Origin of the sequence: Haematobacter sp. (assembly GCF_032102465.1) — a bacterium.
Taxonomy (GTDB): domain Bacteria; phylum Pseudomonadota; class Alphaproteobacteria; order Rhodobacterales; family Rhodobacteraceae; genus Haematobacter.
In genome coordinates, this window is sequence record NZ_DAMDHB010000002.1 from 54,879 (window position 1) to 68,595 (window position 13,717).

General features: G+C 65.3%; 12 protein-coding genes. 4 read left to right on the forward strand and 8 right to left on the reverse strand.

The annotated features are described in order from the left end of the window. Positions 1-8 precede the first annotated feature (8 nt). The 6 genes from RT513_RS02490 to RT513_RS02515 are packed head-to-tail and all read right to left on the reverse strand — an operon-like array spanning position 9 to position 6,189. The gene (locus RT513_RS02490; protein ID WP_290689251.1) at positions 9-866 is read right to left on the reverse strand and encodes an HpcH/HpaI aldolase/citrate lyase family protein; all 858 of its coding nucleotides are present in this window, start codon (positions 864-866) and stop codon (positions 9-11) included. After that, positions 866-1,318, reverse strand: a complete 453-nt coding sequence (locus RT513_RS02495) for a MaoC family dehydratase (RefSeq protein ID WP_290689249.1) — start codon at positions 1,316-1,318, stop codon at positions 866-868. Before RT513_RS02495 ends, RT513_RS02490 begins: the two co-directional genes overlap by 1 nt. Then, positions 1,299-2,513, reverse strand: a complete 1,215-nt coding sequence (locus RT513_RS02500; RefSeq protein WP_290689247.1) for a CaiB/BaiF CoA-transferase family protein — start codon at positions 2,511-2,513, stop codon at positions 1,299-1,301. Before RT513_RS02500 ends, RT513_RS02495 begins: the two co-directional genes overlap by 20 nt. Then, on the reverse strand, positions 2,503-3,762 hold the full coding sequence (locus RT513_RS02505) for an acetyl-CoA hydrolase/transferase family protein (protein WP_290689245.1): 1,260 nt from the start codon (positions 3,760-3,762) through the stop codon (positions 2,503-2,505). The genes RT513_RS02500 and RT513_RS02505 overlap by 11 nt, the downstream gene beginning before the upstream one ends. 28 nt (positions 3,763-3,790) lie before the next feature. Further along, a complete protein-coding gene (locus tag RT513_RS02510; RefSeq protein WP_290689243.1) occupies positions 3,791-4,957 on the reverse strand; it encodes an acyl-CoA dehydrogenase family protein in 1,167 nt (388 codons plus the stop codon). An 11-nt stretch (positions 4,958-4,968) separates the two neighbouring features. Then, complete coding sequence (locus tag RT513_RS02515) at positions 4,969-6,189, reverse strand: CaiB/BaiF CoA transferase family protein (RefSeq protein WP_290689241.1); 1,221 nt, start codon at positions 6,187-6,189, stop codon at positions 4,969-4,971. Between the two features lie 177 nt (positions 6,190-6,366). Here RT513_RS02515 and RT513_RS02520 point away from each other — a divergent pair, with 177 nt between their 5' ends. The 4 genes from RT513_RS02520 to RT513_RS02535 all read left to right on the forward strand — a co-directional run bounded on the left by RT513_RS02520 (position 6,367) and on the right by RT513_RS02535 (position 9,986). Then, positions 6,367-7,179, forward strand: a complete 813-nt coding sequence (locus tag RT513_RS02520; RefSeq protein WP_088214424.1) for an IclR family transcriptional regulator — start codon at positions 6,367-6,369, stop codon at positions 7,177-7,179. Positions 7,180-7,243: 64 nt separating this feature from the next. Beyond that, positions 7,244-8,404 (forward strand): acyl-CoA dehydrogenase family protein, encoded by a 1,161-nt coding sequence (locus RT513_RS02525; RefSeq protein ID WP_256947239.1) that lies wholly within the window; start codon positions 7,244-7,246, stop codon positions 8,402-8,404. Beyond that, entirely contained in the window at positions 8,401-9,192 is a 792-nt protein-coding gene (locus RT513_RS02530) for an acyl-CoA dehydrogenase family protein (protein WP_290689237.1), read from the forward strand. The genes RT513_RS02525 and RT513_RS02530 overlap by 4 nt, the downstream gene beginning before the upstream one ends. Then, positions 9,189-9,986, forward strand: a complete 798-nt coding sequence (locus tag RT513_RS02535) for an enoyl-CoA hydratase-related protein (RefSeq protein ID WP_290689235.1) — start codon at positions 9,189-9,191, stop codon at positions 9,984-9,986. The genes RT513_RS02530 and RT513_RS02535 overlap by 4 nt, the downstream gene beginning before the upstream one ends. A gap of 534 nt (positions 9,987-10,520) precedes the next feature. Here RT513_RS02535 and radC read toward each other — a convergent pair. Beyond that, entirely contained in the window at positions 10,521-11,261 is a 741-nt protein-coding gene (gene radC, locus RT513_RS02540) for a RadC family protein (RefSeq protein ID WP_088214421.1), read from the reverse strand. Positions 11,262-11,666: 405 nt separating this feature from the next. Next, complete coding sequence (locus RT513_RS02545) at positions 11,667-13,715, reverse strand: catalase (RefSeq protein WP_290689231.1); 2,049 nt, start codon at positions 13,713-13,715, stop codon at positions 11,667-11,669. Positions 13,716-13,717: the final 2 nt, after the last annotated feature.

The following is a 13,717-nucleotide window of genomic DNA, read 5'->3' on the forward strand; positions in this document are numbered from 1 at the left end:
CTGTTTCCTCACTCCCCAAGTGCCGCGAGAATTTTCTGCGCGGCGCGTTCGTGCGGCTTGTCCACCATCTTGCCGTCCAGCGTGACGACGCCCGCTTCCGGTGCTTCCTCGAAGGCGGCAATCACCCTGCGGGCCCAATCGGCCTCCGCCTCGGTCGGGCGGAAGGCTTGATTGACGATCTCCAGATGGCCGGGGTGGATCACCGCCTTGGCGGCAAAGCCATCGCGGCGGGCCGCGCGGGCCTCCTCCTCGACGAGAGCGAGGTCGCGCAGCTTGGTGCTCACCGTGTCTATGGCGGCGACCCCCGCCGAGGCTGCCGCCATCAGGCAGAGGTTGCGGGCAAGGCGGAAGGGTTCGGTAAAGACGCCATCGACCGCGTTCGTCGTGGCACCGAGCGATGCCGCCAGATCCTCCGCCCCCCACATCAGCCCGCGAAGGCGGGACGAGGCGCCGCGATAGCTGCCAAGCCCCATAACCGCCTCTGCCGTCTCGGTCGCGACGGCGATGATGCCCGTCGTGCCTTGCGCAAGGCGGCCCGACACCTCGAACGCATCGAGCCAGGTGGCGAGCCTTTCCACATCAGCCGCGCCGGCAGCTTTGGGAAGCACGATCCCCGCGGGGGCAAGCGGCATCACCGCGGCGAGATCCTCAAGCGTCAGGCCGGTGTCGAGCGCGTTCACCCGAACCCAGAGAGCGGGACCGGACGAACCCTCCTCCAGCATCGTGCGCACGATCTCCCGCGCGTCCGACTTGGCGGTGGCGGCCACCGAATCCTCAAGATCGAGGATCAGCACATCCGCCATGCTCGCCCGTGCCTTGGCGAATTTGCGCGGGCTGTCGCCCGGGACGAAAAGCAGGGACCGCATCAGGCCGCCTTCTTGCGCATCATCGCGCTCCGCCGGCAGGAGGCGACGAGATCCCCCCGCTGGTTGAAACAGCTGTGCTCGAATTCCACGATCCCCACATCGGGGCGGGAGCGGCTTGCCCGCGCCTCCAGCACCCGTGTTTCGGCACGGATGGTGTCTCCGTGAAATACCGGCTTCGGGAACTTGACATCCGTCATGCCAAGGTTGCCGACGGTCGTGCCCAGCGTGGTGTCCTGCACGGACAGGCCCACCATGATGGCAAGCGTCATCATGCTGTTGAACAGCCGCTGCCCCCATTCCGTGCCCTCGGAGAAATGCGCGTCGATATGCAGGGGTTGCGGATTCATTGTCATCAGACTGAACATGGTGTTGTCGGCCTCCGTCACCGTGCGGGTGAGTTCGTGGCGGAAGTGCCGTCCGGGTGTGAGGTCTTCAAAGTGCAGGCCGGGCATGGGATGCCTCCTTGTCATGCTGTGCCGCTTCCTCCCGCGCGGGGATCAGTGCGCCCGAGCGGCGAAGCGCTGCGATTTCGTCGGGGGACAGGCCCCAGTCGGCAAGAACCTGGTCTCCATCCGCGCCGCGTCTGCGCGGCGGTCCGGGGGGAGGGGGCTGGCTCGCAGAGAACCGGGGCGCAGGTACGGGATGCAGGGCGGAGCCGACAGCGATATGGCTCTGCCGCGCGCGGTTGTGCGGATGGTCGGGCGCTTCAGAGAGGCTCAGGACGGGGGCCACGCAGGCGTCGCTGCCTTCGAAAACGCGTTCCCAATGTGCGCGATCATGCTCGGCGAACCGGGCTGCGAGCCGCGCGCGGGCCTCCGGCCAGAAGGTGGGATCGTCCAGATCCGGGAAGGAGGCTGCGTCCAGACCCAGCCCCTGAAGCAGCACCGTGCGGAACTTCGGCTCGATGGCACCCACGGCGATGGCTCTTCCGTCCGCACAGGCATAGGTGGTGTAATAAGGTGCGCCGCCGTCAAGAACGTTTGTGCCCCGCGGCCCGTCATGCAGCCCCGCCGCCTGCAAGCCGGCGAGCGCGGTGGTCAACAGGGTCACGCCGTCCACCATCGCTGCATCCACGACCTGCCCCCGGCCGCTTGACTGCCGATGCTGGAGCGCGGCCAGAACACCGATCACGAGCATCAGCGTGCCGCCTGCGTAATCCGCCACGAGGTTCAGCGGCGGCACGGGCGCGCCGTCCTTAGGCCCGATCGCATCCAGAACGCCGGTGAGCGCGAGGTAGCAGATGTCATGCCCCGCCGTCCGGGCGAGTGGCCCCGCCTGTCCCCAGCCGGTGAGCCGCGCATAGATCAGTCGGGGATTTGCGGCCAGGCATGGCTCCGGGCCAAGCCCCAGCCGTTCCATCACGCCGGGCCGGAAGCCCTCGATCAGGCCATCGGCCCGCGCGATGAGCCGGAGCGCGCAGGCCCGCCCTTCCGGCTGGCGCAGATCGAGCGCGACGGATCGCCGCCCACGGGCCACGAAGTCGAATGCTTCCGGCCGCGGAACGCCCAGCCCGGAAGCTTCGGGACGGTCGATACGGATGACCTCCGCACCCAGATCCGACAGGATCATCGCGGCGAGCGGCCCGGGACCGATGCCCACCATCTCCACGAACCGGAGGCCATGCAGCGGCCCCTTGTCAGAGTGCATGTGCCCTCTCCTTCTGTTCGGACCAAGCCCGTTCCAGCACGTCCCGGAACCTCGGATCGGCAATCGCGATGAGGTGCGGGCCACGTGCCTCCGGCGGCACGCCCGCCAGATGGGCAGCGCCCCATTCCGTGACCACCACGCCCGCCGCCGCGTGGGGGAGCGAGACATGCGCGACCTCCGCCACGATCCGCGAACGACTGCCCCGCGCGGCGGTGGAGGGGAGCGCCACGATGGAGCGCCCCCCGGCAGAGGCACGGGCGGCCCGGGCGAAATCCGGTTGTCCGCCCAGTCCGGCCATCGGCCGGGCTGCGGCGCGTTCGAGGTTGATACGACCAAAGAGATCGACCTCAATCGCGGAGTTGATCGCGTGAAACCGGGACAGCCGCGCCAACACCTGCGCCGCATGGGTATAGCCAGTGGGCGCGAGGCGGAGCGCCGGGTTGCCGTCGGCAAAACGCGCGATCCGGCGGCTGCCCATCAGCACTCCCGCAACGCTGACACCTGCGTCCACCTCCTTGCGGGCGTTCGTGATGGCCCCCGCTTCCACCAGATCGGCCACGCCATCGATCATCGCGCCCGAATGCAGGCCGAGGTCGCGATGGCCCATCAGCGCGGCGGTGACAGCCTGCGGCAGGCGCCCGATGCCCAGCTGGATCACTGCCCCGTCCGGCACCAGCGCGGCAACGTGGCGGGCGACGGTCATCTCCGTCTCATCAGAGGAGCCGGGATGGAGTTCTGCCAGCGCGCCTTCGGCATCGACTGCCAGAAAAGGCACCTCCTCCGGCCAGAGCGTGCCGGGCGTGCGCGGGACATCGGTGCTGATTTCGGCCAGCACGACACGCGCGTGGCGCGCGGCGTCAATCAGGTGCAGATCGCCGATACCCAGATGATACCGGCCCCCCCGCGCGGGGGAAAGTCGGAGGAAGACCACATCCGCGGGGAGCGCGCCGGTGACGATGCGGTCAATGTAACCGGAATAGGGCAGTGTCAGGACATCGATACGCTCCGCCGGGAGCGCGGTCATCCGCCCCATGATACCGTAGCTTTCAAAGCGCAGCCGGCTTTCCGCGAGCAGCGCCTCTCCAGTGACCATGCCGACGCAGGCCGTCAGCCCTTCCAGGCGCAAGGACGCCGCGACCAAAGCCGCCGTCAGCGCCTGCGGCTCCCCCATTCCCTGGGGGATGAGCACGCGGTCGCCGGGCCGGAACATCCCTTCCGCCGTGTCGATGCCGATGGTCTGCTGTGCCATGGTCCTCCCCTCCCAAGGCGTGGTCCGTTCAGTAGGATTTTGGCAGGTCCAGCACCCGTTCGGCGATGAAGGACAGGGCGAGCTGCGGGCTCACCGGCGCGATCCGGGGCACGAATACCTCGCGCAGATAGCGTTCGACATGGAATTCCTTGGCGTAGCCGAAACCGCCATGAACCATGACCGCGGTTTCGCAGGCGTGAAATCCCGCCTCTCCCGCCAGATATTTGGCCGCGTTGGCAGCGGCTCCCGCAGGCAGACCCCGGTCATAGGCGGAGGCCGCGGAGAGCACCATCATCCATGCCGCCTCCAACTCCGCCCAGCATTTCGCCAGCGGATGCTGAATCGCCTGGTTCTGCCCGATGGGCCGGTTGAAGACGATGCGCTCGCGGGCATATTTCGACGCGCGCGAGAGGGCGAGCATCCCCAGTCCCACCGCCTCCGCGGCGATCAGGACACGCTCGGGGTTCATCCCGTGGAGGATGTATTCAAAGCCCCGGCCTTCCTCGCCGATCAGGTCCTCGGCGGGGATTTCGTAATCCTCGAAGAAGAGTTCGTTCGAATCCACCGCCTTGCGGCCCATCTTTTCGATCTCGGTGACGCGGATGCGGTCGCGGTCGAAGCGGGAGTAGAAAAGGCTCAGCCCGTGCGTCGGCTTCTTCACCTCTTCCAGCGGCGTGGTGCGGGCGAGCAACAGGATACGGTCGGCCTCCTGCGCGGTGGAGATCCAGACCTTCTGCCCGTTGACCACGTATCGGTCGCCCTTCTTCACGGCGCGCAACTTGAGTTGCGTGGTATTGAGGCCGGTGTTGGGCTCCGTCACAGCGAAACACGCCTTTTCCCGCCCCTCGGCCATCGGGCGGAGCATCCGCTGCTTCTGCTCCTCCGTGCCGAACACCGCGACAGGGTTCAGCCCGAAGATGTTGATATGAACGGCGGAAGCGCCCGACATGCCCGCGCCGGATTCGGCGATGGCGCGCATCATGATCGCGGCTTCGGTGATGCCCAGCCCCGCGCCGCCGTAAGCTTCGGGCGTGCAGATGCCCAGCCAGCCTTCCCGCGCGAGGGCGTCATAGAAATCGTGGGGGAAGCCGCCCTCCCTGTCCCGCTTGAGCCAGTAGGCATCGTCGAACCGCGAGCAGATGCCGGCGACGGAGGCGCGGATGGCCTCCTGTTCCTCAGTCAGTGCGAAATCCATTCCGTTTCCCCTCACGCGCGCCGCGCTGTCGGAGCGGGCGGGGCGCCGAATGCCCCCGCCTGCGCCATGGCGTCCATCTCGGCCGTGGTCATGCCGGCCTCCCGGAGTATTTCTGCCGTGTTCTCCCCCTGCCGCGGCGCGAGGCGCTCCGGCAGCGCGGGGGTGCGTGACCATTTCGCGGGCACGGCCATCTGGCGGATTTTCCCCTCGCTCGGGTGATCGACCATCTGGAAGAAGCCCGTGGCCGCCAGGTGCGGGTCGTTCAGCACGCCCTCGAAGTCATACATCGGCATGGCGGGCACATCGGCCTCCTCCAGCAACTCCATCCACTCCGCGGTGGTCCGCGTGAGGAACAATCGGGAGAGTTCGCCATAGACCTCGTCGATATGCGCCATGCGGGAGACGAAGTCGCGAAAGCGGGGGTCGGCCTCCGGCATCTCGGGCTGTCCGATTGCCGTGAAGAAGCGACGCCAATGACCGTCATTGTAGATCAGCGCGCAGATATAGCCGTCTTGTGTCTGATACGGGCGGCGGTCCGCGGAGAGTTGCCGCGCGTAGCCGCCTTTATCCAGCGGCGGTTCATAGGTCAGCCCTCCCATGTGGTCGGACAACACGAAGCTCACCATGGTTTCGAACATCGGCACATCGACCCGCTGGCCGCTGCCGGACCGATCACGTTCGATCAGCGATGCGAGAATGGCATTGGCCGCGACCAGCCCGACGATGCGATCCGCCATCGCCGTCGGCACGTAGCGGGGGTGCCCTTCGTTCACACGCGAAAAGAGATAGGGGATCGTCGCGGCCCCCTGGATCAGATCGTCGTAGGCCGGGCGCGCCGCGTAGGGGCCGTTCTGTGCGTAACCGAACATGCCCGCATAGACGATGCGCGGATTGATCGCAGCGACTTCCTCGTAGGACAGGCCCAGCCGCTCCATGGCCTTGGGCCGGACGTTGTAGACCAGCGCATCTGCATCCGCGCAGAGCCGAAGCAGTGCCTCCCGCCCCTCCGGCACCTTGAGGTCGAGTGTGATCGACCGTTTGGAGCGATTTGCATGGAGAAAGAGTGGCCCCATTCCGGCGTGGCGGGCCGGACCGATCTTGCGAACCAGATCCCCGTCCGGTGCCTCCACCTTCACCACATCCGCCCCGAAATCGCCAAGCATCTGGGTGGCGTATGGCCCCATCAGAACGGACGTCATGTCCACGATGCGGATTCCGTTCAACGGCCCCATTCAAAACCTCCCGGCAGAAAAGCGGACATCTCTCCCGAATATGTCCATATATGTGAACTATAAGATCACATTAATGGACTTAATTGCGATTCTCCTGCTGGTGTCAATGAATATTTGTGCTATGCCCATATTTAGGTATTATATGTCCATATATGTGGACAAACGTGAGGATTGATCATGGCCGTGAAGCAGGCTGCCAACGTGCTCGACCTGCTGGAATACTTCGCCGCGCATCAGCGGCCGGCGAGCCTTGCGGAGATCTCCGCCCGTTTCGGCTGGCCCCGGTCCAGCGCGTTCAACATCATTTCGACGTTGGTGGAGCGTGGTTTCCTGTATGAGCCGAAACCGCGCGGAGGCTATTATCCCACGCCGCGCTGGCTCGCGCTTGCGCAGGACGTCGCGGCTGCGGAGCCGATGCCGGAAGGGTTGCAGGAACTGCTCGCCGATCTTGCCGCGCAGACGCAGGAAACCGTCTGGATCGCCGCGCAGAGCGGGCAACAGGCGATCCTGATGTCGGTTATCCAATCGCGGCAGGCCATACGCTACATCGCAGAGCCGGGACGGAGGGTGCCGCTGCATGGGACGGCTTCCGGTCAGGCGATCATGTGCCAGTTGCCCCGCGCGCAGGTCACCGCGCTGCTGAAACGGGCAAGCTACACCCGCTACGGCTCCGGCACGCCCATGACGGCGGAGGAGGTGGAGGAAAGCATGGCCACCTCGCTTGCCCGGGGCTGGTTCCGCAGCGCCTCCGCCTTCAGCCAGGATCTGGGCGGGGTCTCCGTTCCCCTGCCGTTGGGTGGCCGAGCGTTCTCCGTCACGGTGGCGGGGCCGCTGTTTCGCATCTTCGACCGGATGGGTGAGATTGCGTTGATCATGCAGCGTGCCATCGAACGGCGGTTCGGTCCGGGCTACTTCGCGGACAATGTGCCGCAACTGCATCGCCTGCTGGATGAAGCGGGAATGGATTTGAGGGAGGGGGAGAAAGAATGACAGGACAGATACCGCCCGACGCGGGCAGGGCAGCGCGCCGCAGGAGCCGTGGCAGGGGCCGCACGTGAGTATTCCCCGCCTGTTCCCAAGGCTGGAGGGAGAAGCGCCGCGCCCGGACTTTCCGGGGGAAAGGGCGCTCCGCGCCGAGGTTCGCGCTTTCGTGGAGGAGGAAACCGCGCGGGGCACCATTCGCCCGGGTCGCCAGACATGGACGACATGGAGCCGCGATTTCTCCCGTCGCTGTGCGGAACGCGGCTATATCGGCATGACATGGCCGCGGGCCTATGGCGGACATGAACGCAGCCTCTACGAACGCTATGTGGTGTGCGAGGAACTGCTGGCGGCAGGCGCACCCCAGGGGGCGCACTGGATCGCCGACCGCCAGAGCGGGCCGCAGATCCTCAGAAACGGAAGCGAGGCGCTGAAGCGGCTGATCCTGCCGCAAATCGTTACCGGGGAATGTACGATCGGTATCGGCATGAGCGAGCCGGACAGCGGCTCGGACCTGTCCTCAATCCGAACGCGGGCGGAGCGCGTGGAGGGTGGCTGGCGCATTCACGGGCGCAAGGTCTGGACGACGAACGCCCAGCATGCGGACTATGTCATAGCGCTCTGCCGGACCTCGCCGCGGGGGGAGGATCGCTATGCCGGCCTGTCCCAGCTTGTCGTGCCGATGCAGGGCGAGGGGGTGGAAGTCCGCCCGCTTCGCGATCTGCGCGGAGAGGAGGAGCTGAACGAGATCACCTTCGATGGCAACTTCGTCCCCGAGGATCACCTTCTGGGGCCGGAGGGCTCGGGCTGGCGGCTTGTCAACGAAGAGCTGGCGTTCGAGAGGAGTGGGCCGGATCGCATCCTTTCCACCTTTGGTCTGCTCTCGGTTGTGGTGGATATGGCGGCGCAGGCACCAGACCGCATGGCAGAGGCGGAGATCGGGCGCGTCGTTGCGCGGATGAACGCGATTCGCCAGCTTTCGCTCCGTATCAACCGCCGTCTTGCCGCGGGCGAGGATGTCGGCGTACTGGCGCCGATCATGAAGGATATGGGCACGGCGCTCGAGCAGGAGATACCGGAACTCGCCCGCCGCCTCACCGATCTCCGGCCCGGAGAAGGCTCGGGCGGCGCAGCGCTTGCCACCGCGATCCTGAGCGCTCCGAGCTTCACGCTCCGGGGCGGCACACGAGAGATCCTGAGGGGCATCATTGCGAGGGGGCTTGGCCTGAGATGAACGAGATGACCGACATCGCCCGAATGATGGATGATACGCTGGATCGCCTGCTCACGCGCAGACTGGCCGGACTGGCCGGTGCGGAAGGCGAAGAGCATCTCCGGGCGGCATTGACGGAGGCGGGCTTGCCGCTGCTCCTGCGCGCGGAAGACGAGGGAGGACTGGGCGGCACGCTCGGCGATGCGGCGGTGGCCTGCTGGCGCCTTGGCTGGCATGCCGCGCCGGTCGATCCGGTTGCGCTGCTGGCCGGGGAGGAGGCGCGGCCCTTGCCCGGCGGCCTGTTCGGCGCAGATGAACCCCCTAAGGGAGAGGCTACTCGCGACGACGCGCTTCTCACCGTAGCCGCGATGACCGGCGCGATGGCGCGGGTTATGGAAATTGCGGTGGATTATGCCAATACCCGCCAGCAGTTTGGCCGCCCGCTCGGCAAATTTCAGGCGCTTCAGCATCTGCTGGCGGAAGCGGCCTCCGAACTCGCGCTGACGGAAGCAGCCTTGGCCGCGGCGCTGGAGGCGGCGGAGGCGGATGGCGAAGACACCCTCCCATGGCTGACGGCCAAGGCACAGGCGGGCCGGGCTGCAACCTTCATCGCTGCTGCTGCCCATCAGGTGATGGGCGCCATCGGCTTCACGGAGGAGCACCCGCTCCATCATTACACCCGTCGTCTTTGGCAATGGCGCGACGACAACGGGCGGCAGGCGGAGTGCGAGGCGCGGGTGGGTCGCGCGGCGCTCGCCGCACCCGGGGGCCTGTGGGCTTATCTGACTGATGAAAGGAGTGAGGCATGACACAGGCGGTTCTCATCGAGCGCGACGGACCCGTCGCCATCCTGACGCTTAACCGGCCCCAGACGCGGAACGCGCTGTCGGACGACGTGATCCGGGAACTGGAGGCGTTTCTGGCGGAGGCGAACGAAGACGACAGCCTTGGCTGCATCCTTCTGACCGGCGCGGGGGAGGCGTTCAGTTCCGGCGGAAACGTCAAGGAGATGCGGGACGGCTCTCATCCGATGTTCGCCGGAACTCCCGCAGAAATGCAGGAGGCCTACCGGCGCAACATTCAGGTGCTTCCCCGCCTGTTCGGCCAGTTGGACGTGCCTGCCATCGCTGCCGTGAACGGTCTGGCGATCGGTGCGGGAATGGATATCGCCACCATGTGCGACATCCGGCTGGCTTCGACGGAGGCGAGCTTCGCGGAGAGCTTCCTCCGGGTCGGGCTGATTTCCGGCGATGGCGGGGCATGGTATCTGCCGCGTGTCGTGGGCTATCCCCGTGCCGTCGAACTCGCTCTGACATGCCGGACCCTGAATGCTGCGGAGGCGCTGGACTGGGGTCTGGTTACCCATGTCCTGCCGCCGGAAGAACTGATGCCCGCAGCGCGGGAAATGGCGCACCGCATCGCCTCCTTCGCACCCCGGAGTGTCCGGCTCAACAAGCGGCTTATCCGGCAGTCGATGGGTCTTCCGCTGGAGACGGCCCTTGATCTGGCGGCCAGCTATCAGGCGATCATCCAGCACACACCTGATCACAGGGAGGCGCTGCTCGCCCTGCTCGAACGCCGCAAGCCGGTCTTTCAGGATTAGAGCCGTCGGCCATCCTATTCAGCGCGTATCCGGCGCGCTGGATAGGATCGGCGAGAGGCAAGCGGCCGGTCGGGTTCCGGGAACCGTCTCGGGCGATATATGACGGATCGGCTCGGCGGCTGCCTCAACGCCCATGCTCCGGCAAAAGCCTCCTGCCGAGCGGCGTTGGCGGCGGTCGTTCTCCTCCATCATTACCGCCAACTGTTCTGCCTCGGGCGGTGAATGTGGTGAGCACTACTCAACGTCTCGACGGACGTTGCGATTCACGAGGCTTCCGACCCGCATTGCCTCCCAAATCCGATGCCGGCGCCACTGCCCTGCGCGATGGCCAAGCGCCCAAGCGACCGGGTGAACGGCCCGACAGCCGCACGTCACTCCTTGCGGCTTCAATCCCGTGAGGATGGTGTTTCACACCCTGAACCGCTTGCGCCACCCCGAGCGGCCCGACGAAATGGCTGCCGATGATGCATCGCGTTCTTTGCATTTCAAAGCTGTAGCACCTTCGGAGGCCGTTGGATCCGGCGCCATGACGCCTCAAATCAGCCCCATTGTCCTGAAGGACGTCTCCGCGTGTTTGCCGATGATGAGGTGGTCGTGAACGGAGACGTCGATGGCCTCGCAGGCCGCGATGACACGTTCGGTCATCAGAACGTCGTCGTCGCTCGGCGTGGGGTCGCCCGAAGGATGGTTATGGACCAGAATGACGGCGCTTGCCGCCAGTTCGAGTGCGCGTTTCGCCACCTCCCGCGGATAGACCGGGACGTGTCCGATTGTCCCCTGTCCGAGCGCCTCATCGGCGATCACCGCGTTCTTGCGATCCAGAAAAAGAACGCGAAACTGCTCTGTCTCCCGATGCGCCATGCAGGTGCGGCAGTAGGTCACCAGAGCATCCCATGACGAAACGACCTCCCTCTGAAGGACGCGCGTCTGCGCCATGCGCTGCGCGAAGGCATCAACGAGGCGAAGTTGCAGCCAGACCCAGCGATCCGCCCCCTCCACCTGCATTATACGATGTTCTGAAGCGGCGATGACACCGTTAAGGTCACCAAAAGCGGCGAGAAGGCGTTTCGCCAGCGGCTTCACATCGATGCGCGGTATCGCGTTGAAGAGCAGCAGTTCCAACAGTTCATACTCAGGCATCCCTATCGGCCCGCCGTCAAGGAAGCGCGTGCGGAGGCGTTCGCGATGTCCCCAGTAATGGGGGCGCTGCGCGCCGGTCTCATCCCGGACCAGCCCTCCTCCTGCGGCAGCGTCAGGCTTCAGGCGATCGGTCATCCGGTAAGCGGGTGCGTACGGCTGCGCCCAAGCATCGGGCGGGGCGCTCCGGGCCTCCAGTTCCGCCAGACCCCGAAGCGCTTCCGCCGAGAAACCCGACTTCTGCTGGCCATCTTGCCTAAGGGCAGGAGTACCGTCGCGCTGACCCTCACGACGGCGGCGTCCGATCCACCACACCTTTCATTACTCCCCATGCTCTTGCGGAGAAGCTAGGGCGAGAAGGGTAAAAATAGTCTTAACAGGCGGCGGAAAGAGCACTCCGGGGCTGCCTCAAGGCAGAGATCGTCCTCACATTGTTGGAAACCGCCAACAGGTTTTGGCGGGTGAGCGGATCAACTGGCCTCCCACCCAAGCTTCGCCAGATGCCCGGCATTTTGCAGCAGCCCGCTAGTGCGATTGCCGTCGTCATTCCATGCTGGCTTCACGCCCCCAATACCGCTGCGTCGCCGCCTCCGCCAAGTCATCCAGTCCCGTGACACCCGGCCCTTCCTCCACCCCGGCCCGGTCGAGAAGCGCTTTCGCCCCGTCATTCAGCCCAATCGCCTTGAGGTGGGAAAATGCGTCCATGACAAACGCGACCGCTGCCCCGTTGCGCGACAGCTTCTTCGCGGCTTCCGGTGTAAGGACGAGCGCCACCGCATCGAACAACACGGAGGGCGACCCCGCGAGTTGCCCATCGGCCTTCATCTTGCCACCCTTGAGCGACAGGCCGCCCACTTTCGGCGCGACGGTAAAGGCCGTGCCGCCCGCACTCTCTACTGCCTTGATAACGCGTTCCAGCTCACCCTTATCGGAGCCTTCGTCGAACAAAACGCCGACGGTGCGCCCGTTGAGGGTCGCGGTCCAGTTTTTCTGGATCGAAAGCGCATCGGAGAGATCGAGGTCAACCGGCTCCCGCGCAGGGGTTGCGCGATCGGGGAGGTCCATGGCCAACCCCTCGGCCACTTGCGCCGCGAGCGCCTCATCGACATTCCGCAACAGGGAGAGCACACGCTTGCGCACATGCTCCAATTCCACCTTGGAGAGTTCAAACGTGAACGCGGAGGCGATATGGGACTGTTCGCTCTCGGTCTGGGACCGGAAGAACAGGCGGGCCTGGCTGAAATGGTCGCTGAAGCTTTCCGCCCGGATACGCAGTTTTGGCCCTTCGACCTGCTGCGGCGCGGTCCTGAAGCCGGACGCGGCGGCACGCGGGCCGGGATCCTCCCCTGCATCGGCCAGACTGTTGGGTTCGTAGTTGGAGCGGCCCTTCGGCACCATGGTCTGCATCATCCCGTCCCGCTGCATGTTCGCGAAGGGACATTTCGGCGCGTTGATCGGGATTTGGTGGAAATTCGTGGTGCCGAGCCGGGATTTTTGCGTGTCCAGATATGAGAAAAGCCGCCCCTGCAACAAGGGATCATCGGTGAAGTCTATCCCCGGCACCACGTTGGACGGCAGGAAAGCCGCCTGCTCATTTTCGGCGAAATGGTTGTCCGGGTTGCGGTCGAGCACCATGCGCCCGATGATCCGGAGCGGGATGACTTCCTCGGGGATGATCTTGGTCGGATCCAGGACGTCGAAGGGCAGCTTCTCCGCCGTCGCGGCATCGAAGGCCTGAATTCCGAATTCCCATTCCGGGAAATCGCCCGACGCGATGGCATTCCACAGATCGCGCCGGTGATAATCGTTGTCGGCCCCCTGCAACTTGGCCGATTCATCCCAGACAAGCGACTGCGTCCCCAGCTTCGGCCGCCAGTGGAACTTGACGAACGTCTCCTCGCCTGCTGCGTTCACCAGCTTGAATGTATGCACACCGAAACCCTGCATCATGCGCGGGCTACGCGGGATGGCGCGGTCCGACATTGCCCAGAGCACCATATGCATGCTCTCAGGCATCAGGGAGACGAAATCCCAGAATGTATCATGCGCGCTCGCGGCCTGAGGAAAGCCGCGGTCGGCCTCCATCTTCACGGAATGGATGAGATCGGGGAACTTGATCGCATCCTGAATGAAGAAGACCGGGATATTGTTGCCGACCAGATCCCAGTTGCCTTCTTCGGTATAAAATTTGACGGCAAACCCCCGGACATCCCGCGGTGTATCCACGGATCCCGCTCCGCCGGCGACTGTTGAAAACCGGGCGAATACGGGAATTCGATTCCCCTTTTCCGCAAATAGGCTCGCACGGCTCAGGTCTGGGATGGGATCGGTGCATTCGAAATAGCCGTGCGCCGCAGAGCCGCGGGCATGGACGATCCGCTCCGGGATCCGCTCGTGGTCGAAATGGAAGATTTTTTCCCGGAGAATGAAATCTTCCAGCAGGGTCGGCCCGCGATCCCCCGCACGGAGGCTGTTCTGATTGTCTGAAATCGGCGTCCCGTGATTGGTTGTAAGGACAGGGCTGCCCTCGGTGGCCATCTGCTGGGTTTCGCCCGCGTTGCCGCGCTCGCTATCGTAACCTTGCCGGGTCATGC

Excerpts from the sequence above, each read along its gene's own strand:
- RT513_RS02490 (WP_290689251.1), bottom strand. The coding sequence starts at position 866 with ATGCGGTCCCTGCTTTTCGTCCCGGGCGACAGCCCGCGCAAATTCGCC.
- RT513_RS02495 (WP_290689249.1), bottom strand. The coding sequence starts at position 1,318 with ATGCCCGGCCTGCACTTTGAAGACCTCACACCCGGACGGCACTTCCGC.
- RT513_RS02500 (WP_290689247.1), bottom strand. The coding sequence starts at position 2,513 with ATGCACTCTGACAAGGGGCCGCTGCATGGCCTCCGGTTCGTGGAGATG.
- RT513_RS02505 (WP_290689245.1), bottom strand. The coding sequence starts at position 3,762 with ATGGCACAGCAGACCATCGGCATCGACACGGCGGAAGGGATGTTCCGG.
- RT513_RS02510 (WP_290689243.1), bottom strand. The coding sequence starts at position 4,957 with ATGGATTTCGCACTGACTGAGGAACAGGAGGCCATCCGCGCCTCCGTC.
- RT513_RS02515 (WP_290689241.1), bottom strand. The coding sequence starts at position 6,189 with ATGGGGCCGTTGAACGGAATCCGCATCGTGGACATGACGTCCGTTCTG.
- RT513_RS02520 (WP_088214424.1), top strand. The coding sequence starts at position 6,367 with ATGGCCGTGAAGCAGGCTGCCAACGTGCTCGACCTGCTGGAATACTTC.
- RT513_RS02530 (WP_290689237.1), top strand. The coding sequence starts at position 8,401 with ATGAACGAGATGACCGACATCGCCCGAATGATGGATGATACGCTGGAT.
- RT513_RS02535 (WP_290689235.1), top strand. The coding sequence starts at position 9,189 with ATGACACAGGCGGTTCTCATCGAGCGCGACGGACCCGTCGCCATCCTG.
- radC (WP_088214421.1), bottom strand. The coding sequence starts at position 11,261 with ATGACCGATCGCCTGAAGCCTGACGCTGCCGCAGGAGGAGGGCTGGTC.
- RT513_RS02545 (WP_290689231.1), bottom strand. The coding sequence starts at position 13,715 with ATGACCCGGCAAGGTTACGATAGCGAGCGCGGCAACGCGGGCGAAACC.